The 22695-nt window shown below is 59.2% G+C and carries 21 protein-coding genes; 3 read left to right on the top strand and 18 right to left on the bottom strand.

The genetic code is table 11. The features are described from left to right. Positions 1 to 6: 6 nt before the first annotated feature. The 14 genes from dprA to rimM form a co-directional block, all read right to left on the bottom strand. On the bottom strand, positions 7 to 1188 hold the full coding sequence (gene dprA, locus ABRP86_RS04930) for a DNA-processing protein DprA (RefSeq protein ID WP_349862813.1): 1182 nt from the start codon (positions 1186 to 1188) through the stop codon (positions 7 to 9). Next, positions 1185 to 2750 (bottom strand): YifB family Mg chelatase-like AAA ATPase, encoded by a 1566-nt coding sequence (locus tag ABRP86_RS04925; protein ID WP_349852730.1) that lies wholly within the window; start codon positions 2748 to 2750, stop codon positions 1185 to 1187. Before ABRP86_RS04925 ends, dprA begins: the two co-directional genes overlap by 4 nt. Beyond that, positions 2737 to 3135, bottom strand: coding sequence for a YraN family protein (locus ABRP86_RS04920; protein WP_349862811.1), 399 nt, complete (start codon positions 3133 to 3135; stop codon positions 2737 to 2739). The genes ABRP86_RS04925 and ABRP86_RS04920 overlap by 14 nt, the downstream gene beginning before the upstream one ends. A gap of 182 nt (positions 3136 to 3317) precedes the next feature. Next, on the bottom strand, positions 3318 to 3623 hold the full coding sequence (locus tag ABRP86_RS04915) for a DUF2469 domain-containing protein (RefSeq protein ID WP_005278666.1): 306 nt from the start codon (positions 3621 to 3623) through the stop codon (positions 3318 to 3320). A gap of 62 nt (positions 3624 to 3685) precedes the next feature. Continuing rightward, positions 3686 to 4336 carry a ribonuclease HII gene (locus ABRP86_RS04910; RefSeq protein WP_349852788.1) on the bottom strand — a complete coding sequence of 217 codons (651 nt, stop codon included), beginning with the start codon at positions 4334 to 4336 and terminating at the stop codon, positions 3686 to 3688. Continuing rightward, positions 4314 to 5051, bottom strand: coding sequence for a signal peptidase I (lepB, locus tag ABRP86_RS04905; RefSeq protein ID WP_349852729.1), 738 nt, complete (start codon positions 5049 to 5051; stop codon positions 4314 to 4316). The genes ABRP86_RS04910 and lepB (ABRP86_RS04905) overlap by 23 nt, the downstream gene beginning before the upstream one ends. Then, positions 5029 to 5724, bottom strand: coding sequence for a signal peptidase I (lepB, locus tag ABRP86_RS04900; protein WP_349852787.1), 696 nt, complete (start codon positions 5722 to 5724; stop codon positions 5029 to 5031). Before lepB (ABRP86_RS04900) ends, lepB (ABRP86_RS04905) begins: the two co-directional genes overlap by 23 nt. A gap of 244 nt (positions 5725 to 5968) precedes the next feature. Then, on the bottom strand, positions 5969 to 6313 hold the full coding sequence (gene rplS / locus ABRP86_RS04895; RefSeq protein ID WP_005278655.1) for a 50S ribosomal protein L19: 345 nt from the start codon (positions 6311 to 6313) through the stop codon (positions 5969 to 5971). Positions 6314 to 6485: 172 nt separating this feature from the next. Continuing rightward, entirely contained in the window at positions 6486 to 8693 is a 2208-nt protein-coding gene (locus tag ABRP86_RS04890) for a YhgE/Pip family protein (RefSeq protein WP_349862810.1), read from the bottom strand. Between the two features lie 255 nt (positions 8694 to 8948). Then, a complete protein-coding gene (locus ABRP86_RS04885) occupies positions 8949 to 11273 on the bottom strand; it encodes a Tex family protein (protein WP_349862808.1) in 2325 nt (774 codons plus the stop codon). A gap of 159 nt (positions 11274 to 11432) precedes the next feature. Continuing rightward, on the bottom strand, positions 11433 to 12026 hold the full coding sequence (locus ABRP86_RS04880) for a hypothetical protein (protein ID WP_349862807.1): 594 nt from the start codon (positions 12024 to 12026) through the stop codon (positions 11433 to 11435). Between the two features lie 97 nt (positions 12027 to 12123). Beyond that, positions 12124 to 12498 carry a hypothetical protein gene (locus ABRP86_RS04875; protein ID WP_349862805.1) on the bottom strand — a complete coding sequence of 125 codons (375 nt, stop codon included), beginning with the start codon at positions 12496 to 12498 and terminating at the stop codon, positions 12124 to 12126. Positions 12499 to 12503: 5 nt separating this feature from the next. Then, on the bottom strand, positions 12504 to 13394 hold the full coding sequence (gene trmD, locus ABRP86_RS04870) for a tRNA (guanosine(37)-N1)-methyltransferase TrmD (protein WP_349862804.1): 891 nt from the start codon (positions 13392 to 13394) through the stop codon (positions 12504 to 12506). Then, positions 13391 to 13888, bottom strand: a complete 498-nt coding sequence (gene rimM, locus ABRP86_RS04865; protein ID WP_349862802.1) for a ribosome maturation factor RimM — start codon at positions 13886 to 13888, stop codon at positions 13391 to 13393. Before rimM ends, trmD begins: the two co-directional genes overlap by 4 nt. An 88-nt stretch (positions 13889 to 13976) precedes the next feature. On the opposite strand from rimM, the gene ABRP86_RS04860 reads away from it, so the two are divergent. Both ABRP86_RS04860 and ABRP86_RS04855 read left to right on the top strand, forming a co-directional pair. Beyond that, a complete protein-coding gene (locus ABRP86_RS04860; RefSeq protein WP_349862800.1) occupies positions 13977 to 14402 on the top strand; it encodes a cupin domain-containing protein in 426 nt (141 codons plus the stop codon). A gap of 29 nt (positions 14403 to 14431) precedes the next feature. After that, the gene (locus ABRP86_RS04855; RefSeq protein WP_349862798.1) at positions 14432 to 15130 is read left to right on the top strand and encodes a TetR/AcrR family transcriptional regulator; all 699 of its coding nucleotides are present in this window, start codon (positions 14432 to 14434) and stop codon (positions 15128 to 15130) included. A 151-nt stretch (positions 15131 to 15281) separates the two neighbouring features. On the opposite strand, the gene rpsP is transcribed toward ABRP86_RS04855, so the two are convergent. Further along, entirely contained in the window at positions 15282 to 15782 is a 501-nt protein-coding gene (gene rpsP / locus ABRP86_RS04850; RefSeq protein WP_349862796.1) for a 30S ribosomal protein S16, read from the bottom strand. 356 nt (positions 15783 to 16138) lie between these two features. On the opposite strand from rpsP, the gene ABRP86_RS04845 reads away from it, so the two are divergent. After that, entirely contained in the window at positions 16139 to 18406 is a 2268-nt protein-coding gene (locus ABRP86_RS04845; protein WP_349862794.1) for an acyltransferase family protein, read from the top strand. Positions 18407 to 18486: 80 nt separating this feature from the next. On the opposite strand, the gene ffh is transcribed toward ABRP86_RS04845, so the two are convergent. From ffh to ABRP86_RS04830, 3 genes are read right to left on the bottom strand one after another with little or no spacing between them, the layout of a single operon-like run. Next, positions 18487 to 20127, bottom strand: coding sequence for a signal recognition particle protein (gene ffh, locus ABRP86_RS04840; RefSeq protein WP_005278622.1), 1641 nt, complete (start codon positions 20125 to 20127; stop codon positions 18487 to 18489). A 51-nt stretch (positions 20128 to 20178) separates the two neighbouring features. Beyond that, positions 20179 to 22311: a [protein-PII] uridylyltransferase gene (locus tag ABRP86_RS04835; RefSeq protein ID WP_349862792.1), complete on the bottom strand. Its 2133-nt coding sequence runs from the start codon at positions 22309 to 22311 to the stop codon at positions 20179 to 20181. Between the two features lie 6 nt (positions 22312 to 22317). Beyond that, on the bottom strand, positions 22318 to 22656 hold the full coding sequence (locus ABRP86_RS04830) for a P-II family nitrogen regulator (protein WP_005278617.1): 339 nt from the start codon (positions 22654 to 22656) through the stop codon (positions 22318 to 22320). Between the last annotated feature and the right edge of the window lie 39 nt (positions 22657 to 22695).

The raw sequence follows: 22695 nt of genomic DNA, 5'->3' as shown, positions 1-22695 counted from the left end.
TGCTTTTCAGCCCATCTCTAAGCGAACCCAGTTATTTCCTTCCCGTACGATCACACACATTTTCTCTAGGGCAAGCAATAAGTGGACGGTGAGGGGCAGGCGGAACCCCGCGTCCCGCGCAATATCTTCAGCAGTAGCCGGAGGGCTGCCCGGCGGCGGGGTCGCGTCAAAGACCCGCAGCTCATTCCGCGATAATCGCTGCGTTAAAGACGCCGCAAAATTCATTTCATACTGCGCCTCCGGATCAACCGTCCCGGCGCGGCCCACCAGGGCGCGGACTTCATCAGCGCTGGCGACCAACTGGGCCCGCCCGTCCTGGATGCGCTGGTGGCACCCGAGCGAACCGCTCGTCGTAATTGGTCCCGGCACCGCCATGGCAACGCGCCCCAAGGCTTCTGCCCAGTTGAGGGTAGTAAGCGCGCCCGAGCGATATGCCGCTTCCATGACCACGATTCCTTGGCTTAGCGCCGCAACAAGGCGGTTGCGAATGAGGAAGCGATGCCGCTTGGGTGCAGTTTCTGGAGCGAATTCTGAGACGATGCAGCCATTATCGGCTATCTGGTCAAAGAGTCCGCCGTTGCGGGCCGGATAATTCTTATCGATCCCGCATGCGGCGACAGCAATAGTGCGACCCGCGTTGTGCAAGGCGGTCTCATGCGCCACGGTATCTACGCCCAAGGCGCCGCCGGAGACGATAGTCCATTCATGATTCACTAGGCCCGAGACCACGCTTTGGGTTGCTTGCCACCCGTAGCGCGAAATGGCGCGCGTGCCCACGATTCCAACGGCCTGCCCTACCTCGGGTTTCAGCGCTGAGCCGCGTACCCACAAGCTATGCGGAGGCACCGCTTGCTCATCGAACGTGGCCGGCGCGTCCGCGCCATTCTGGTAAAAGCCAAAGGCAGAAGAAAACGCCTCTGCTGGCCACTCCGGGCTATCGGCCGTAATCAAGCGCGCCCCAACGCGCTCTGCCGCAGCGAGATCTTCTTTTTGCCGCACCCAATCAAACCGCGAGGCGGTGCGTGCTAAAAGAGGCCCGATCCAATCGGCTCGGTGATAAATCCCGTGGGCAATCTCTTCTGCCGAACGATGTTCCAGCAAGGCCTGCAAGGAGGCAGACGGGCCCTCTACCACGCGATTGAGATATACCCATGTGGCAAGCGGCGTCGATAAATCAAGATCGCTCATGCCGAAATCCTCCCTACCGTTTGGCTCGAACGAAGGTCGAGGGCTTGGCCCACTTCCGCGAGATCGGGTGTGGAGCTGCCGTGCAAATCTGCCAAGGTCCACGACACGCGCAGGACGCGGTCGATGCCGCGCTGTGAAATCTCGCCCTCGGCAAGGTAGGCAGACAACATGATCATCGCGGACTCGGAAGCCGGGCGGTGCCGGCGCAAATAGGACGAGGGCACGGCACCGTTAACGCGTGCCGGAATGCCGTCGGCTGCCCACCGCGCCCGGGCACGGTCGCGAGCCGCAGCGACCCGCTCGGCAATGGCGGCAGATGACTCTTCGCCCTCCGCATTGATGGTGGCTGACTGTCCGGAGAGGGTGACCACCATGTCCAAGCGGTCGCGCAACGGCCCCGACAGATTCGATAGATAATTAAGCCGGTCATGCGGATTGCAGGTGCATTTAGAGGGATCTTCGGCGGCGCACCGACAGGGGTTGGCGGCCATAATCAGTTGGAATCGCGCCGGGTAGTCAATCTCCTGCTGCGCGCGTGCCAGGCGGACATGGCCTTCTTCCAAAGGCGCGCGCATTCCGTCGAGGACCGGGGCGCTTACCTCGCTGACTTCATCGAGGAAGAGCACCCCATTATGGGCCAGGCTTACCGCCCCTGGGCGAGGATGACCGCTTCCACCACCAAGGAGCGCTGCGCGGGTAACCGAGGAGTGCGGGGCGATGAAGGGCGCGTGGGAGACCACTTCACCGGGGGTCCCCGTGAGCGAGTGGACCGCGGTGGTTTCTACCATTTGGTCCAGGCTTAGCGCCGGAAGAATGCTGGGCAGGCGCGAGGCGATCATGGATTTTCCCGAACCTGGTGGGCCAATCATCAACAGGTGGTGCCCACCGGCGGCGGCGACTTCCGCAGCCCACTTGGCATGGTGTTGTCCGGCTATATCGCAATAGTCGAGGCGTTCCTGTGCGGGCGCCGGTGCGGGTTGATCAGAGCGACACTCGGCCGCGCGAGGCAGGTCACGCTCTCCTAGCGCCCAGGCAAAGGCATCAAAGAGCGTGGCTGCAACCAGCACATTCATATCGGGAACGAGGGTGGCCTCGGCCGCATTGCCTGGCGGAATGACCAGCGTAGAAATGCCCTCCTCGCGGGCGGCAAGAAGCGCTGGGATGATGCCGGGTACTGCCCTAACCGTGCCGTCCAGGCCTAGTTCCCCAAGCACCAGGGTTTCTTCGAGAACCTGACTGGGTGATTGCACGGAGCGCGCGTAGTCAGCGCCGTGCTGTTCTACGTGGGCGGCAAGAATCGCAAGGGCCATGGGCAGATCAAAGTGGGAGCCTGATTTTGGGAGCGAGGCCGGCGACATAGAGACAATCACCTTGGTTTTCGGCCATGGCAGGCGGGAGTTCGCGGCGGCGGTCTTGATGCGGTCGCGGGATTCAGATATCGCGGTATCCGCATGCCCCACCACATGGATTCCGGGCAGGCCGTGCCCTACGTTGGCTTCGACATTGATGACGCGGGCGAGCACGCCGTGCAGGGAGACTGCTAAGCATTTACCGAGGGCCATCGTCGACCCCCGTAAAGTGCTCTAGTTCAAAACCCTCGCCTTTGACGACGAGAGCAATGACATCGAAGCGCACGGTGGCCAGTGGCTTGCCGTCTAGCCACTGGACGGCGGCCCTGCGCATGCGGGAAAGCTTGTGTGGAGTCACGGTTTCGGCTGTGCCAAAGCTCGCGGTAGAGCGGGTTTTCACCTCCACGAAGACGATCGTGCCATCGGGCTCGCGGGCGATAAGGTCGATTTCTCCCACTCGGTAGGAAACGTTGGCGGCGATAATATCGGATCCACGCTCGCGGAGGTAGCGCGCGGCGAATGATTCTCCCCGCTTGCCTAGTTCTTGCCTGTGCCGGGGGCGCTTCGTAGCGAGGTGTTTATCGGATGCAAATTGCATGTGCGGCCTCCTTTTCTTTCGTGCTGTTTGTGCTGCACGCACAGAACACCGCAGGATGCGGGCCGGCTACAAGCCCGAAAACCAGAAAACCGCCGCGGATGTGAATAACTTCGGCATGACGAAGAGTTATCCACAGCTGCGGCGGGATGAAGTGGGCGCCGAGTTGACAGGCGCCCAGTGCCCTAGTCCGGCATGATGAAATCCGGCTTATCCAGTTCCTCGATATTGACGTCCTTGTAGGTAATGACGCGGACGTAGCGCACAAAGCGCGCGGAACGATACATATCCCATACCCAGGCATCGGACATGCGCACCTCGTAGTACACATCGGGCCCGGCGGTATGGGGAATCAGTTCTACGGCATTGGCCAGGTAGAAACGGCGTTCGGTTTCTACGACATAAGAAAACTGGCTGACGACATCGCGATATTCGCGGTAAAGGGACAGCTCTACCTCTGCCTCGTAGTTTTCGAGTTCCTCTGCACTCACTGTGGACCTCCAAAATATGGGATAGCTCGCCCTAGCTTAGCGCGCAGAAACCACAATTTTCGCTAGGCACGCGCAGTGAATTGGGCATGCGCGCGCTGCACATTGCTGTAGCTCATGCGGTGTTCTGGGCTCGCCCCCAAAGCGGCAATCGCGGCCTCGTGTGCCTTGGTTCCATAGCCCTTATGCCCAGCCAATCCATAACCTGGAAAGCGCTCGTCTAGATCCCGCATGAGGCGATCTCGGCTTACCTTGGCCAGCACGCTCGCCGCCGCAATGCATCGCGCCGCCGCGTCCCCACCGATGATGGGCAGGTGAGGTTGGGTGAGGCCGGGGATAAAGAGGGCATCGGAAAGCACATAGCCCGGGCGCTTGTCCAGGCGCGCTACCGCCCGGCGCATGCCTGAGGTATTGGCGTGCTGGATGCCGCGCTTGTCGATGTCCCCCGCACCAATATGCACCACAGACCAGTCCACAGCCTTGTCTTTGATGATGGGAAAGAGCTTTTCGCGCTGGCGGGGCGTGAGCTTTTTGGAATCGGTTAAGGTATCCAATTCGCCCACGATGCGCTCGGGCAGGATGCAGGCGGCGATGGTGATGGGGCCGCAGCACGCACCGCGGCCGGCCTCATCCACCCCGGCGACGGGGCCGAGCCCCGCCCGAGCCAACGCCACTTCAAAGGTGCGCTGCTGCTTAAGCCGCCGCATCCTGGATATCCGGATCGTCGATGCCGCCAAAGCGCGATACGGGCAGGACCACGGCTTCTACCTTGCCGCGCACGTTGTCCACCGGCACGGTGCCTTGCAGGTGATCGCCTATGTGCGCGCGAGAATCCAGGGAATTGGTGCGGTTATCCCCCATGACCCACATATTGCCTTCTGGAACGGTAACGGGGCCAAAGTACTCGCCGCCACATGCCTGCGAGCCGGAGCCGGGATCGACCGGGATCTCGGGAGGATCCAACGTGAAGCTCTGGTCTATCGGTGCACCATCCACCATCACCGCGGAATCGCCCTCCTCGCACTTGACCGTCTGACCCTCGGTGGCGATAACGCGCTTGACCAGGATATTTTCCCCATTGGGCAAAAGCCCCACTGACGCCAAGGCGTTTTGGGCACCGCGCACCAGCACGTTATTGGAGCGCTGCACCTCAAATTCCGTATTCCAAGACTCAGGGCCTTCAAATACTACGACATCGCCCGGATCTGGGTCGTGGAAGTAATAGCTCATCTTCTGCACCGCGATGCGGTCATTATCGCAGCCCGTGCAGCCATGCAGCGTGGGTTCCATCGACGCGGAGGGAATGACATACATCCTGCCCACGAAAGCCTGCAATAAGACTAGGATCACGAAGCCGCCTATGACCGGCGCAAGGAAATCGCGCGTGCGCAGGCGCTGTTGCTGTGGTTTAGCTTTGGATGTCTGGGTCATCGACCCCACCAATGCGGTTGAACGGCCAGAATACGAACTGTACCTTTCCGCGCACGTTATCTACGGGGATCGTGCCGTGGAAGTTATCGCCCATGTGGTAGCGCGAATCCGCGGACGCGGTGCGGTTATCCCCCATGACCCAGATATTATCCTCAGGCACCTTCACCGGGCCGAAGTACGGGCCGCCGCAGGCTTCCGATCCGGTCGACTCATCCACCGGATAGGTCGGCGGATCCTGTACGTAGTCTTGCTTGATAGGCTTTCCATCCACCATGACGGCCGGATCGCCTTCTTGGCAGGAAACCGTCTGCCCGCCGGTGGCGATAACGCGCTTGACCAGGGTATTTTCATCTGGCGGCGCCAAAGAGATAAAGCTCAGCGCATCCTGAATGCCGTGAATGACGGAATTGGATGAGCGCGGGGAGACGTAACTCCCGTTCCAGTCCTCGGTGCCCTTAAAGACCACGACATCGCCTGGCTCTGGGCCCTTATCACCGTAGTAAGAGACCTTTTCTGTAAAGATGCGGTCATTCGTGCATCCCTCACAGCCATGCAGCGTCGGCTCCATGGATCCTGAGGGAATCACGTATTGGCGGCCAATGAAGTTTTGGAATAGCCCCACGACCACCAACACGGAGACGACGACCACGAGAGTCTCCAGCCACCACGGCATTTGTTTTTTCTCCGTGGTTGCTTTCTCCGTGGCCGCTTCATTGCCCTGCGAGATGCTTTCGTTATTCACCCGTCAGATCCTAGCAACTGCATGCCCGCGATCCGGGTTGGCTCCCGTGCCTGCGGGGCGATTCACAGGAAATCGAAATGATTCGAGGGGTGCACAATAAAAATCTCCCTCCCTTTCCGGCACTGTGCATGCAGGAAAGGAAGGGAGATAGGCGGCGCCCAGGGCGGCGCTAGAACTAGCGACGCTCCTTGATGCGAGCCTTCTTGCCGCGCAGATCGCGCAGGTAGTACAGCTTCGCACGGCGAACGCGGCCGCGGCGGGAGACCTTGATGGACTCGAGGTTCGGGGAGTGAACCGGGAAAGTACGCTCTACACCGATACCGAAGGAAACCTTACGCACGGTGAAGGTCTCGCGAATACCGGAGCCCTGGCGGCGGATGCAGATGCCCTTGAAGAGCTGTGCACGCTCGTTGTTACCCTCAATAACCTTGACGTTGACGTCGAGGGTATCGCCGGGGCGGAAGGACGGGATGTCGTCGCGCAGCTGTGCTGCATCGACCTTGTCGATAATGTTGGTCATACCAATATTCCTTTTCAGTTTGGGACAGAGGACCCTAGCGGCGCATAGCCTGACCGGTTCGTGCCCGTTACATAGAACAATGGACTATTTTTCCATAGGAACCGGCCAATTCCAAATTCCTCCGCTTCGCAGATTTACTACCCTACCTGGGGCGAACGGGCCGGGGGGCACCCTAGGCGGGCATGGGCGAGCGGAAACGGGAATGGTGCTCATCGAGGATCTTCGCCGTGCCCAGGTGCCGCGCGCGGAAAACAAGGTACGAGGCCCCCACGGCAATCACCGTGATGCTAAAGGGGATGATAATCCCACTCCAGAACGTTCCATCATGAATGCCATCGGTGGCGCGGGTAAACGCATCCTTGGCATAAGACATCGGGGGGAAGGGGTGCAGCAGGCTCAGCGCGCGCGGAATCGCCACGACTGGCCATACCCCGCCAAAGACCATCACGCCCAGGGCGAAGGCGCCGGCGGCAAAGACCGAACCAATCTTGCGCCCAAAAGTAACTAGGAAGAACTGGTAGGTCGCAGCACCTACGGCGGATATCGCAGCGAGTACGAGGGCGATCATGGACCAGCTTGCCGGCTGCCATCCCAGGGTAGAAGACATCAAGGCCATAAACGCCAGCACGAGGAAGTTCAGCCCGGTTAGCGCGGCAAAAGCGCCGAATACGCTGCGGGCAGGGCTAGTTACCCGTGCTCCCCTACGCGCCATGTAGTACGGCAGCGTCATCGCCAGCAGCAGCATCACGAGGAAGCCGAATACAAGCACGAAGAGCATGGAGGCACCGCCGGTAATATTCTTCTCGGTCGGATCCGCTGGGTTGACCACCGTTTGCACGGGGTGGACATTGGATGCGGTGAAATTGATGGGCACCGCCATATTTTGCGCCGAATCCTCTGGACGGGAAACGGTGGGGGCTTTGGCGGCGCCATCGGCAAGCTTCGTGGATAGTTCGCCGGAACCTTCCTTGAGGCGATCCATGCCGCCCTTGAGCTCGGCTCCGCCTTCTATCAGCCGGCCGGTGCCGTCCTTGAGCGCGCCCGTGCCATCGTGGAGGCGAGCTGCGCCATCCTGCAGGCGGGACGCGCCGTCCTGCAGCTGTGCGGTACCGCTGCTTAGCGTTCCGACTCCACCGCGCAATTCCTTAATGCCATCGGACAGGCGGTGTGCCCCGCCGTTCAGCGTGGTAAGGCCACCCAGATATTCCGATTGCGGATCGGACAGGTTGTAGTGCAGCTGGCCGGTACCTGCGGACAGTTTTTCCAGTTGCCCCACCATATTTTCACTGGATGCGGGATCGAGCTTGGATACGAGGGAATAAAGCTGGTCTGCTTGTTGGTTCATGCCAAGCCCGCGCAGAACGTCTACCAGCTGGTTAAGACCGGGCACCACGGCTTGGGCTTGTTTCAGCACGGGGATGAGCATGCCCGTGAGCTGATTGACTCCGGCATCGATCTGGCCTGCACCATCGGCGAGGCGGCCGGTGCCGGCAAGGAGCTTGTCGGAGCCATCGGCAAGCTGAGAGGCGCCGTCATCGAGGCGCGCGGCGCCATCGCTCAGCCGACCCGCACCGTCATTCAACCGCCCGACGCTGTCATTTAACCGCGTCGTTCCGTTGAGGAGCTCGGCCGTGCCGTTATTAAGCGTTCCCGCACCATTGTCGAGCTTGTTGATGCCCTCAATCGCGCGCCCGCCGCCCTCTTGCAGCTTTCCGACGCCCTCATCGAGGCGCCCCGCACCATCCGAGGCATTGTTCAGGCCATCGCTCAGCTTAGTAAGCCCCTCGATGACTTGGTCTGCGTACTTTTTGGAAATGGCGTTTTCCACGCTGGTTTGCACCTGCGGAATGAGGCTGGAGGAAATCACGGAGCCATTCGTGCCGTAGTAGTCATTGCTAGCGAAGTTGATCTCAGGCTTTTCGGGCTTATCGCTGATGATGGTGACGGCTTGTTCGGAAAAATTCTTCGGGATCGTCACGACCATCAAGTACTCGCCCTTGACCAGTCCCTCATCGCCTTCGCCCTTGTTAACCTCAGAGAAGTTGAGGTAATCGGTATCCAGCAAGCCCTTGACCACCTGGTCGCCATAGTTGGTGTGCTTGCCCTGCTTATCCACGCCCGCGTCTTCGTTGACCACGGCGAGGTTAATATTGCGCATGTACTTGGATGGATCCCACATGGCCCACATCATGGTTCCAGCCACGATGATGGGCGCAACGAGGAAAAATACGATAAGCACCCGCGACAAAGCACTGCGCGGGCGCCAATCTAGGAGGCGGTGCCAGCCCAGCGCTCCCCGGCCCTTGTGTTCCCCGCCGCTTATCGAAGGCATCTCTGCGGTATCCTCGGCACCGTGGCTGCTATCGGCCGCACGACTCATAGTTGTCTCCTTATGGCAGTAGTTCGGCGCCTCCCTTACTCCCCATCCGCTCAGGAGTACCTCGCTAAAGCAGGAGAGGAAGGACGCCATTTATTTAGTTTTGCCCAACTTACCATTAGAAGGCGCGGGAGTCCGCATCGACTGCAAGTGGCGGTCATATTTTTGTCGTGTGCGCGGTCGGAGGGGAAATTCTCCCCACCGCGACCTCAGGCAACGGCCCACCCTGCGGTGCTGGTAGGCCGCTGAAATGAGAGGTTAGAAGCCGGCCTTCTTCAGGGCAGCGGCCATGGTCCCCTTGGCTGCCGGGCGCCCGCGGGAGCCTCCGCGATCGGAGTTGCGGCCGCCCTTCTTCCCCGCTTCGCGCGAGGGCTTTTGACCGCCGCGCTTGCCGGATCCGCGCTGCGAATCGCCGCCGCGACGCTTCGGCGCGGGCTGGCCTGGCTCATCATCCAACCGCAGCGACAGTCCAATGCGCTGGCGATCGACGTCGACCTCCATCACCTTGACCTTGACCACCTGGCCAGAGCGCACCACCTCGTGGGGATCAGAAACAAATTGATGGCTCATGGCAGAGACATGAACAAGGCCATCTTGGTGCACTCCGACATCGACAAACGCGCCAAAAGCCGCCACATTGGTGACCGTGCCCTCCAAAACCATGCCTGGAGTAAGGTCAGAGACCTTATGCACGCCTTCCTTAAAGGTAGCGGTCTTAAACTCAGGGCGCGGATCGCGGCCGGGCTTATCCAACTCGGCGATAATATCGCTCACGGTAGGAATACCGAAGGTCTCGTCGGCAAAATCGGCGGGATCCAGCTTGTCCAGTACCCGGGTATTGCCAATGAGCTCGCCGATGCCCAGCCCCGTCTGCTCCGCTATCCGCGTCACGATGGGATAGGCCTCCGGGTGAACTGCGGACGCATCGAGCGGGTCCGCTCCCCCATTAATGCGCAGGAAGCCCGCAGACTGTTCAAAGGCCTTCGGCCCCAAGCGCGGCACCTTCTTCAGCTCCTTGCGGGTAGCAAAAGAACCGTTGTCATTGCGGTAGGCCACGATATTGGCGGCAATGGTGGGATTAACACCCGCCACGCGCTCCAACAGCGGCGCCGAGGCCGTATTGAGATCAACGCCGACGCCATTGACGGCACTTTCCACCACGCCATCCAGCGTGCGCGCCAGCGACGTCTGGTTCACATCGTGCTGATACTGGCCCACACCGATGGCCTTAGGATCGATTTTCACCAGCTCTGCCAGCGGATCCTGCAGGCGTCGGGCAATGGAGACCGCGCCGCGCAGCGAGACGTCCATATCGGGAAATTCCTCCGCCGCCAGTTGCGAAGCAGAGTAGACCGATGCACCGGATTCGGAGACCACGACGGGCGTCGGCCGCTGGCCGCCAGCTTGTTTGAGCAGGTCAGCAATCTCGTGCGCGAGCTTTTCTGTTTCCCTGGAGGCAGTGCCATTGCCGATGGCCATGAGGTCAACCGAGTGCCGCGCGCACAGCGTGGACAGGGTCTGTACCGCCTGCGACCACTGGTTTTGCGGCTGGTGAGGATAGACGATGGTGGTATCGAGTACCTTGCCTGTTTTATCCACCACGGCGCATTTGGTGCCGTTGCGGTAGCCCGGATCGAGGCCGATGGTGGCGCGCTGGCCCGCGGGAGCGGCAAGCAGCACGTCGCGCAGGTTCGTGGCAAAGACCTTGAGCGCGCCTTCTTCTGCCGCTTCTTTCAAGCGCATGCGCACATCCAGACTGGAGGAGACATACAGCTTGGTGCGCCACCCCCAGTGCACTGCGTTATCCAGCCACGCGGAACTGCGATCCAGATCGAAGCGATCCGCAATGAGGTCCTCGTAGTCGGCGTCATCACCGGCGTCCAGGTGCAGCTGCAGCACTCCCTCGTTCTCCCCGCGCAGGAGCGCCAGTATGCGGTGAGAGGGCAGCGAAGAAAAAGGTTCGTTGAAGTCGAAGTAATCCTTGAACTTCGCCCCCTCGGCTTCCTTTCCTTCCACCACCTGCGCTTGCATGGCACCCTGGTTAAACATGCGCTCGCGTACGCCACCTACCAAGTCCGCATCGAGCGCGAAGCGATCGATAAGAATAGAGCGCGCACCCTCCAGAGCTTTTTTGGTATCCGCGAAACCCTCCGTGAGATAGCCCTGTGCCAGTTCCTCCGGCTGGGCCTGCGGCTGCGCAATCAATATGTCGGTCAGCTCTTCCAAGCCGGCTTCGCGCGCGATATCCGCCTTTGTCTTGCGCCGCTTCTTATACGGCAGATACAAATCCTCAAGCCGAGCTTTGGTATCGCAGGCAAGGATCTGGCTGCGCAGGTCATCGCTCAGCTTGCCCTGCTCATCGATGGCGGCAAGGATTGTCTCTTTGCGCTCTTCTAGCTCGCGCAGGTAGGTGGCCCGCTCTTCGATGGTGCGCAGTTGGGCGTCATCCAAACCACCCGTGACCTCCTTGCGATAGCGCGCAATGAAAGGCACCGTATTTCCCTCCGCAAGGAGCTTCAGCGCCGTCGAAACCTGGGGTTCTTGAGCGCCGATCTCCGCCGCGATGGTGGCCGCAATATTCACGTAGATTCCTCACACTTCTATTTCACAGCTTGGTATGGGACCCACCCAATCTACCGCATGCCTTTTCCATCGCCCCGGCTTGCCACCGCAGGGCACACAAAAATCCTCTTCCTCCTGCACGCTGAAAGCAGGAAGAAGAGGAACAAAAGACGCGCTATTTTAGTGGATGACTACTTGGGCCCTATCGCCGCCAGAGCAGCTCACCCGCGAGGAGTTCCCGGAGCAGTACATCGTATAGGTACCACCGGTAGTCGGTGAATAGACGCTCAAGGTGGCATCCGTTCCGCCACCGGACACCCAGTTATTCATAAAGGTGTTGTAGACATTTTTTGCAAATGCCTCTGACGTTTTACTGGTGGCAGCGTAATAGCTCGTGTAGTCGCCCCACGAGTGCCCATTGCCGCTGCTTACAGGTGCCTGTGCCGGGGCGGGTGCAGGTGCCTGCTCGGTCTTGGTCACGGTAGCTTCACTATCCGACGACTTCTCGTCGTCCTTGTCATCAGCCTTTGAGGAGTCAGCCTTTTGCTGGAATTGGGTTTCCTGCGCGGTAGTGCTGGAATTATCCTTATTTCCAACCACGAAAAAGACGGTCGCAGCGGCAATAGCAAGGAGTGCCACAACTCCCAAAATGATCGCCGCAATCATGGCGCCATTCCCGCCGCGGCTCTGCTCGGGCTGAGAATACCCAAGGTACTGGTCGTATTGCGGCTGTTGGTTATATCCGCCAAAATCATTTCCGTTGGGAGAAGTCATGCGAGAAAATCCTTGGAGAGCAAGTAAAACTGCGAGTGTATGCTGCCCTTACAGTAGCACTACCCAGCCCTAATACAAGTTTCCCAGGGAATTTTTCTTAATTTTCTTCACTGGTCTCTGCGCTCCATACCGGCTCAGCCGACCACGCAAATTCGGTATGCCCAATTTCTGTACTCCCCAACCACGCCGCGGTGGGCGGCAGGCACTCAGCAACCATGGGCGCTATAGCAGGCAGGGGTGCGGCAGTATCGCCATTGACGATGACCCGCCACAACGGCGTCCCTTCCGCCGCGGTTCCATTGCTGAATTCATATTCCTGGACCAAAGGGCTATCTGCCGGCGGTGACGGGGCGATCATGGCGGCAAAAATATTTACCGGCACAAAACCTGCATCGCGCAATTTCTCTGGCATACCTGCCAGGCATTCTTCCCATTCTTCCTGGGGCATCAGTACAGAAAGATCCGCGCTCACCTGCACTACTGTGCCTTTCCTTTAGATTCACGATCGCGCAATTGCGCTACATACGCCTTCTCCGCCTTGCTCAATTCCACCTGATTCAATAACTCCGGGCGGCGCTGCCACGTGCGCTCCAACGCTTGTTCTCGGCGCCACCGGTCTACTAGCCCATGGTTTCCAGAGGTCAAAACCTCCGGCACCGCAAGCCCTCGCCACTCGCGCGGTTTGGTATAGCTCGGCCCCTCCAATAGGCCATCAGAAAAGGAATCTTCTTCATGCGAGCGCTTATTGCCCAATACCCCGGGGATAAGACGGACTACGGCTTCTGCTATCACCAATACGGCGACTTCCCCGCCGATGAGCACATAATCCCCGATGGATACTTCCCGAACGCGGTAGCGCTTCTTTGCATCTTCAACCACGCGCTGGTCGATGCCCTCGTAACGCCCACAGGCAAAAACAATATGTTCCTCGGTTGACCATGCCCGCGCGTCCGCTTGGGTCAGCGGCGCCCCAGCTGGGGTGGGAACCAGAAGCAGCGGGAGATCGCCATCTTCACTGCCGCTCTCCCACTCATCTTGTTCCGCCTCAGCGCCATACGCCTGAGCTTTGACGCCCTCTAGTTCATCGTGGCGTGGGCGGTTTAAGTGCGGCAGGGAAGAATCGAGGGTGGGGGCAGTGGTCCCGAATGCGACATCGTCAAGCGCCGGGCCCCATACCTCCGGCTTCATAACCATTCCTGGGCCACCGCCAAAGGGCGAGTCATCGACCGATTTATGCGCATCCGTGGCCCACTGCCGCAAATCGTGCACGCCCACCTCGAGGCGGCCCTGCTCAATTGCCTTGCCTAAAAGGGCATGGCGCAGCGGCTGCAGGTACTCCGGAAAGATGGTCACTACATCGAGCCTCATAGGTCTAACAACCCTTCTGGGGGTTGGATGATGCACAAGCCGGCTTCCAAGTCGACCTCGGGAACGATGGCATGGACAAAGGGCACCAAGGCAGAAGTGCCGGTAGACAGCTCAACCTCCAAGAGATCTTGGCTAGGCCCGTGCACGACGGAAGCCACAGAGCCGATGTCTTCCCCGTCGTGGATTACGCGCAGACCTTCGAGCTCGTGGTCATAAAAGCCCTCATCGTCATCCTCTAATGGGGCAGCGAAAAATTGGGTGCCACGCAAGCTTTCCGCCTGCGTACGATCGGCAATTTCCTTGCACGTCACCAAAAGCCTGCCCTTGTGGCTGCGCACCGCAGAGATGGTCAACTCGTGTTCCTTGCGGCCCTGCCTTCCCTGCAGTTTTTCTCCCACCGCGAAGCGCACCTCAGGCTCATCGGTGGTGGGCTCTACCACCACTTCTCCCTTGATACCGTGCGACTTAATGACGCGCCCAATCATCAATTCCATGGCGCAGAGTTTACCGCATACACCCAGTTGCTCTTGTTTCCTGCCGCACCCCCCCCACAATCTCGCTCTTAGGCATTACGCTTGAAGCATGAACGACTCTCCCCACCCGCCCTCCGATCCACGCAGTGCGCATCAGGTGGCACCGAGCTCCCCCTTGATCGACCTTGATCTGGTGGCTTTGGCACCTCCCACCAATCCTGAACGCGAGCGCCCTGGGGTCAAGCGAGTCTTGAACGGTGAGCGCGCAAACCTCATCCTTTTCAGTTTTTCCCCTGGTCAAACCTTGCCGGATCACAAAGCCGCCCACCCGATCACCGTGCAGGTGATACGCGGCGAAGTGAATTTCACCTGCGGGGAGAACACGGTCACACTAGCCCCAGGTAACATTGTGCACTTACCGGCCTATATAGTGCATAGCGTTGCCGCACCCCTACCGAATGTGACTTCGGACTCACCCACAGTACAGTCGGACAGGCAACCGGCACTAATGCTTTTAACGATGCTCACAGGCTAATTGGAATACACACACCATTAGGAAAGATTTTGGATACACCGCAGTCTCATAACAAGCCCTATCACCACGGAAACCTCCACGACGAGCTGCTACGGATCGCTGTGCAATTAGGCAAGGAAAAAGGCCCCGGGGCTATTACCATCCGCGCCGTCACCCGCGCTGCAGGAGTGTCCCCTACCTCGGCCTACCGGCACTTTAAGGATCAGGAAGAACTGCACGATAAGGTGGCCGAGCTAGCCACCGACGAGCTCGTGCGCCGCCTTCACCACACCACCGATAAAGCTGGCGACCTCACCTTTCCCGATCACCTCGTGCAGGTCGGATATGCCTACCTCGAATTTGCCTTGGATGAAACGAATTTCTTCCGTTGCATGCTGGAGTGGAAGGCGCTGCGCTTTATGCTTGGCGTAGACCCTTTGACTCCCGATGATCCAAAAAGCGAGCACCTGAATATGATTCAGCGCTACTTCGATCTCTTGGCCCGCCACGCCCAAGCCCTCGGCCAAACGCCCAATAAAGAATATTTCCTACACAATAGCTTGCTGTCGTGGTCCGCCGTCCACGGGTTTACCGTACTTGCCATTGATGGGCCCCTGTCTAAACTGCCGCGGGAGGAAATCTATAAGCTGTTTAAGCCTGTCGTCGCAGGCAACCTGCGCGGAATGGATTTTGAAGATCCGGGCGATGTATACGCCAATTACCCCGAATTACGGCCACGCAGTGAATAGCGCTAGCCACTAGCCTTGGTGATGGCTGCGCGCTGGCCGAGCGCGCAAAATCCCCCACTCGTTATCGCGCATAAATGCAACGATGACGGGTGGGGGATGAAGTTTATGCACAGCCGTCCTAATTAGAAACGGGCGCTAGAGAACGAGCAGATTACTCTGCGGACTCCTCAGAAGCTTCTGCATCAGCGTCTGCCTCGCCGGCAGCAGCGGCGGCAGCCTCAGCTGCAGCGACCTCTTCAGCTTCCTTCTTCTTCTTCGCTTCTTCCTTGGCCTTCTTCTTCTCGGTGATGGCCTCGATGGTTGGGCCGTTATTAGCCTCAGACAATGCCTCGTTGAAGAGGTCCAGCTTGGACTTCTTCTCCTCGGCAACCTTCAAGGTGCCTTCGGCACCCGGCAGGCCCTTGTGCTTCTGCCAGTCACCGGTGACCTTCAGTAGTGCCAATACAGGCTCGGTTGGCTGTGCGCCAACGGACAGCCAGTGCTGTGCGCGCTCGGAGTCAATCTTGATGAGGGAAGGTTCTTCCTTCGGGTGGTAGATGCCAATGTTCTCGATGACCTTGCCGCTGCGGCGGGTACGAGCATCAGCGATAACTACGCGGTATTCAGCGGCGCGGATCTTACCTACGCGCTGCAGTTTAATTTTGACAGCCATGATGGCTCCTTTTCTAGTCACTGGGCAGTTCAGACACGCGCTGTTTAGCACGCCGGTTCAACCCTTGGATTTTATCTGCGCGTGACGTACCGGCCGACCGTAGACGGGAACGGTGTTACGCAGAATGAAACGTCTCATTATCATCAGCAGTTCGCACCACCGCGATAACCCGAACCATTTTAGCGTGTGCAGGCAGTATTTTAAAATCTTCGCGTCTCCCGCATTTTACGTTGCCCCGTTATGCCTTCGAGACCTTTAAAGAGTACCCTTATTAGCCGAATGTAAACCTTTGCCACAGAAGGCTTTGAAATACGCCGCGTTTGTTTTCCATGAACAAGCGCACGAAATGACGTTTTATGACAAATGATTCTCCACGCAACTTTCGATACCGCTATGACCTCGATGGTCTGCGCGGTATCGCAATTGGCCTCGTAGTTATCTACCACGTCTTTGTCGGTCGTGTATCTGGCGGCGTGGATGTCTTCTTACTGCTTTCCGGTTATTTCTTCTTAGGCTCGCAGCTGCGCTATGCCGGCAAGCCCAACGCCTCCTTGAACCCATGGTGGCCAATCTGGCGCACGCTGCGCCGCTTGGTACCAAGCCTCGTTTTAGTCATCGGTGTGACGTATATCTTGGTGCGCCTTTGCACGCCGCAGCTCATGGGCACTGAATTTACCCAGCAAATTACAGCAACCATGCTGTACTACCAGAACTGGGAACTGGCGCGCCAAAACGCTGACTACACTGCGGCCGCCGCCGATACTTCCCCGCTGCAGCATATGTGGTCGATGTCTGTGCAGGGCCAGTTCTACCTGATGGGCATAGCCTTTGCCCTCATCCTGGCCGCGATTATGAAATGGCGTCCGCAGCATTCTTCGCTGCGGACCAGCCGCTTCCCCACGGTCAATCAAATCGCCGGCCCCATTCTCATCGTAGTGACCATCGTGTCCTTTGCCTATGCCTCGCGCCATGGGCTGCACGGAACGCCAGAAAACTACTACTCCACGTGGTCGCGTGCCTGGGAGTTGACCCTCGGTGCGGTTCTAGCCATCTACGGTTCCGCATGGAAAATCCCTGCACGTTTTTATGACCTGTTTACCGGCCTTGGCCTTTTCATGCTGGTCTTTACCGGCGCCATCATCGCAGAGACCACCGCCTACCCAGGACCGCTCTCGCTTTTGCCTTTGGGCGGTGCCGTGCTCATCATTTTGGGCGGTGGCGGCAAGATCTCCAAGGCCATGGCCTCTAAGAAGGCGCGCTGGCTAGGCGATATCGCCTATCCGCTGTACCTTTGGCACTGGCCGCTGCTTATTCTGTCCACCTCGTACTTGGGTCAGCAGACCCCGTCGTGGTGGCTGGGCATCATTATTATTGCCATCTCCCTGCTGCTTGCAGATATCACGCATCGCTTCATCGAACGCCCCCTGCGCCAGCACCGCAAGCGACCCTTGGCAGAGGACCTTCCGGCCCACAAGGCGGTCTCTAGTCTGTCCACCCGTGCCGGTGCCGGTCGAGCCATCGGCGGTGTCGTAGTGGCCAGCTGTGTCGCGGCGCTGCTTCTCATTCAGCCGCTGTGGCTGCGCACCATTAATAATGCTGACGCGGAAATGCTCAATCCTCAGCAATATCCCGGAGCCACGACATTCATTAATGACATCACCCCGCCGGACGGAGTAGAAATCAAACCAGATCCCATCGTTGCTGGAGGAATCGAGCCGCCGGTTGCTGCAAACTGGTGCTTCGTGCCCGATACTCAGCCCGCTGATTTCTTCTTTGAGACGCGCAGGGACGGCAAGACCCCCTGCATTTTCGGCGACACCACTGCCGAAAAGGAAGTCTATTTGGTGGGAGGATCCCACGCGGAGCAATACTCCTCTGCCTTGGACCGCCTCGGCCGAGAGATGGGTTTCAAGCTGGTTCCTCTCTTGCGCCAAGGTTGCCCCATCGAGCTTGGCGATGACGTCACGGTCAGCCCAGAGTGCGCCGAGTGGGGTGAACTGGTCATGGACCGCATTGCCGAAGCTCAGCCAGAGTTGGTTATCTCCAATACCACCCGCCCGCAAAACGAGTTTGGGCATGGCCCCGACGCGGTGCCCGCCGGCTACCAAGCCTTCTGGGATGAGCTGTCCAAGCGCGATATCCCCTTCCTGGGTTTCCGCGATAACCCGTGGGGATTCGATGAGGACGGGGAGCCGCGCGAATTCGATGAGTGCTACGTTGCCACTGAAGACGCTGTGGGCTGCGGCATGCGGTTTGAGGAGGTCTACCAACCTTACGATCCAGGTGCCGTTGTTCTATCGCAGTACGAAAACATGCTGTCACTCGATACCGCGCCGTGGTTCTGCGATGCTAATGGCGATTGCCCGGTCATCATCGGCAACACCATGGTCTACCGCGATATGCACCACATCACCAATGCCTTTGCGGATTCCGCGATGCCGATGATCCGAGAAGCCCTCACGCCCTTCTTGAACGGCGAAAAAGTCCAGCAAGAGGCGCCAGAAATCTCCCCTGAAGAGGCGGAGGCAGCACTAGAGGAATCGCCAGCTTCCCCCACCACCGGTGGTGCGCGGCGCGCCAACCCAGTGCCGTACCCCAATACCCCGGAAAACGATCCGGTGTAAACGCTCCCCGCGACGGCACGCACAAAGGTGGCCCATTACCTGTAAGCAATGGGCCACCTTCTATTTATTTCTCTGCGCGGCTACTTTTTACCCTTGCCAAAGTTGAGGTTATCGAGGTCGATATTCTCCATGCCTTTGGGCATCTTGGGCATACCAGGGATCTTTCCACCACCGAGGCCACCGGCACCGCCAGCGCCTCCCATCTGCTGTTGCAGCTGCTGTAGCTCTTCCATCGACGGCATACCGCCGCCCATTCCTGGCATACCGCCTGGCATCTTGGGCCCGCGGTTGCCGCCGCCACCTTTGCCCTTCTTGCGCTTGCCGTTTTTGCCCTTGCGCCCCTTAGGCTTTTTCTTGGTGGCAGAACGTCCGCCACCTCCCATGCCAAATTGGCCGGCCATCTTGGACATCATCTTCTTGGCCTGGTTGAAGCGCTCGATGAGCTGGTTGACCTCGGATACGCTCACACCGGAACCATTGGCGATGCGCTTGCGGCGCGATGCGTTCAAAATCTTCGGGTTCTCGCGCTCTTCTGGGGTCATACCGCGGATGATGGCCTGGATGCGATCCAGCTGCTTTTCATCCACCATGGCGGCCATCTCATTCATCTGCTTGCCGCCAGGCATCATCTTCAGCAAGTTGCCAATGGGACCCATCTTGCGGATCATCAGCATCTGATCCAAGAAGTCATTCAGCGTGAGCTCGCCGGAGCCAAGCTTAGAGGCTGCTTCTTCGGCCTTCTGGTGATCCAGGGTGGCTTCCGCCTGCTCAATTAGGGAGAGCAGGTCACCCATGCCCAGAATGCGGCTAGACATGCGCTCTGGGTGGAAGACATCGAAATCATCGAGCTTCTCACCGGTAGAAGCATACAAAATCGGCTTACCGGTCACCTCACGAATGGATAGCGCTGCACCACCGCGGGCGTCACCATCCAGCTTCGTGAGAACCACGCCGGTAAAGTCCACGCCATCGCGGAAGGCCTCCGCCGTTTGCACGGCGTCCTGACCAATCATGGAGTCGATGACGAACAGGACTTCATCCGGGTTTACGGCGTCGCGGATATTGCGCGCCTGCGTCATCAAGGTTTCATCAATGCCCAAGCGGCCGGCGGTATCGATGATGACCACATCGTGCTGCTTCTGCTTCGCCTCAGCAATACCGCGCTTGGCGACGTCCACTGGGTCCCCGTGAGAGGTACCCATCTCGTGGTCATTGGAATCCAGGGAGGTACCTGGGTCTGGGGCAAAGGTAGGGACCTCCGCGCGCTCGCCGACGATCTGCAGCTGCTGCACAGCGCCTGGGCGCTGCAAGTCACAGGCCACGAGCATGGGGGTGTGCCCCTGCTTCGTGAGGTGCTTGGCCAATTTACCGGCCAGGGTGGTTTTACCAGCACCTTGCAGACCGGCCAGCATGATGACGGTCGGAGGATTCTTGGCCAGGTTCAACCGACGGGTTTCGCCGCCGAGGATCTCAATGAGCTCCTCATTGACGATCTTGACCACCTGTTGGGCGGGGTTGAGCGCCTCAGATACTTCCGCGCCGCGGGCGCGTTCCTTGATGCGCTTGATAAACCCGCGCACCACCGTCAGAGAAACGTCAGCTTCCAGCAATGCCAAACGAATCTCACGAGTCGTGGCGTTGATATCCGCCTCAGTTAATTTGCCCTTGCCGCGCAGGCCCGCCAGGGCTGACTGTAGGCGGTCTGATAGTGAGTCAAACACTACGGATGCGCTCCCTTAAATTAGATCGATCTAAAGTTCAATTATTCAATCTTAGTCCCTAGCCAGGGCCCTGGTCACATTCCCCACCACCTGGGCGCGAGAAACCGAAGCGCCAAAGAAAACGTGCACAATCATCGTGGCGCCCAAAATCTCATGGCGCAGCCACATAAACTCCGGCAAAGCCTCCACCAGATAGCCCAACGCGCCTATTCTCTCCACGGTGCGAATCTCTAAGATTCCGCCAACGTTAAACGCCGCCGTCGTGGGCTCACCTGCGATCTCGGGAAGCTCGGTGTACGTCCGCGAATTATAGGACTGGATAAACCTGTCCGGTTCCGCGGCCTCCCTCAGCGTCTTTTGCACGGTGCGGATGACAAATTCCGCCTGATAGTCACCAGCATCACCGCGCACGAAATTGGCCCGCACGATGGTCCATCCCAGGGCAGATATCAACGCAAAAATGCGCTTAAACTCTGCCTTATTGGCGCCGGACCACGTCACGGTGACCACTTCCTCTTGCCAATCGACCGCAAGGCCTACCCCGTAATCATCCTGCGGAACACGCACTATGGGGCGGGTCACTATGCGTGGCTTATTGGCCTCCAAGGCGCGGGCCACGATCAGGGCCTGCGCCTGAGCGGTGCGAGCGGACCAAACCCCAGGGCCCGTCGATAAGGCATCCGCCTTGGATAAGGTGGCAAGCAGCGAAATGGTCAACTGGTCATAATGGCACGCATTTAATAGGGCATCGCGCGCGGCGTCCGAACTCGGATCCATCGTCGCCGCCAATCGCGCCAGGCTCGTATGTTCCGCCACCACGGTTTGCACGCGGGAGATATCTGCAAGATTAAACCGCATGCGCGCTGCCTGCCGCGCCACCAGCTCTGCCCCTACCTGCTCGTGCGGGCGGTCATGGCCCTTGCCCAGATCGTGGTACAACGCAGCCAAGAGGAGGAGATCTGGGCGGGCCACAGATGTGCGCACCTCGGCGCAGCGCGTCACTGTGGCAACCAAGTGATAATCCACGGAATGCATGTGGCTTCGTTCCCTGGGCAGTAATCCGCGCACATGGCCCCATTCGGGGACCAAGCGCTCCCACAGCCCATAGCGATCCAACTCCGCAATCACCCGTGGGGTATGGGACGGCGAGGAAAGGATCGCGAAAAAGTCATCGACGGCCGCCCGCGGCCACCGCTCCGGCAGGGGCGGCAGCTCTTGCAGTGCTCGCCACGTCGCCGCCGAGACGGAATAGCCCGTCCGCGCCGCGGCCGCCGCGACGCGGGTCAATAACCATGGATCTTCACAATTGGGTGTGCGAGCCAGGGAGATAACGGCACCATCGGCCACGACGTCCACATCGAGGGGGCGTCGCACGCGGTCTCGCCCCTGCGCCGGACCAGCGCTGCGGCTACCCAAAACGCCGCGGGCTGTGGCCAAGCTACGCTCTACCGCCTCATCGACCGCAGAGGCCGCAGTAACCAACGCCGCGGTGAGCTCATAGCGGCTGCTAAAGCCCAATTCATCAGCAACATCTGCCGCGAAGTCCGGATCCAAAATATCGCGGTGACGGCGGGCCTTGACGTGCAGCAGGGTCCGGGCATCGAGTAGCAGCCGCCGCTCTTCCTCCAGCGCGGGCAGATCACATAGGTTGCCCAGGGCTAAAGCGCGCAGGAGCTGAATATCGCGCAATCCCCCACGCCCGTTTTTTAAGTCTGGGTTGGTCATGGTGGCGACGGCGCCGGAGCGGTTCCACCGGGCGATGGCGATATCGACGAAGCTATCAAAGCCCCGCTGCAGCTGCCGACGCCACGCGTGCAGGAGGCGCTGACGGGCGTCATCGACAAGCGGCTTATCGCCAGCGATATAAGTCAGGTCCAATTGCGCGAAACCGGCCGAGGCATCCTGCAGGGCAATCTCCGCGCACTCCTGCGGGGTACGCAGAGCAAAGTCCAACCGATACTTGGCATCCCAGACCGGATACCACAAGTCCTCTACCAGGTTGGCATCTGGCTCATGGTCCTCTGGGAAAATCAAGATGACATCAATATCGGAATAGGGAGTCATCTCCTGGCGGGCTAAAGAGCCGGTTGCTGCTAGCGCCGTGTGCGGCGGCAGGTCCAAACCCTGGACTATGCGCACCGCCGCTGCATAAGCTTCGCTGCGAAGAGCGGATGCTGCCACCATCTGTAATTACAGGGCGGTCTCGCCGCGCTCCCCGGTGCGGATGCGGATGACGTCTTCTACCGGAGTAATCCAAATCTTGCCATCGCCAATCTTACCGGTATAAGCGGCATCCACGATGGCATCAATGAGGTCTTCCACCTGGTCATCAGCGGTCAAAACTTCAAGTTTCACCTTGGGCACAAAGTCCGTCGCGTACTCGGCACCGCGGTAAACCTCACTGTGCCCGCTCTGCTGCCCAAAGCCCTGGCTTTCGGTCACGGTAAGGCCGTGCACATCCTGCTGTTTTAATGCCTCCCGGATATCCGGCAGAGTAAACGGCTTAACAATGGCGGTAATTAGTTTCATTTAATCCTCCTGAAGAAAAGTAAAGTTCAGCGGCCAAAC

This window comes from Corynebacterium sp. KPL3927 (genome assembly GCF_040225835.1).
Classification (GTDB): Bacteria; Actinomycetota; Actinomycetes; order Mycobacteriales; family Mycobacteriaceae; genus Corynebacterium.
The sequence above is the reverse complement of the archived record's forward strand: the minus strand, read 5'-3'. Positions and strand labels throughout refer to the sequence as shown.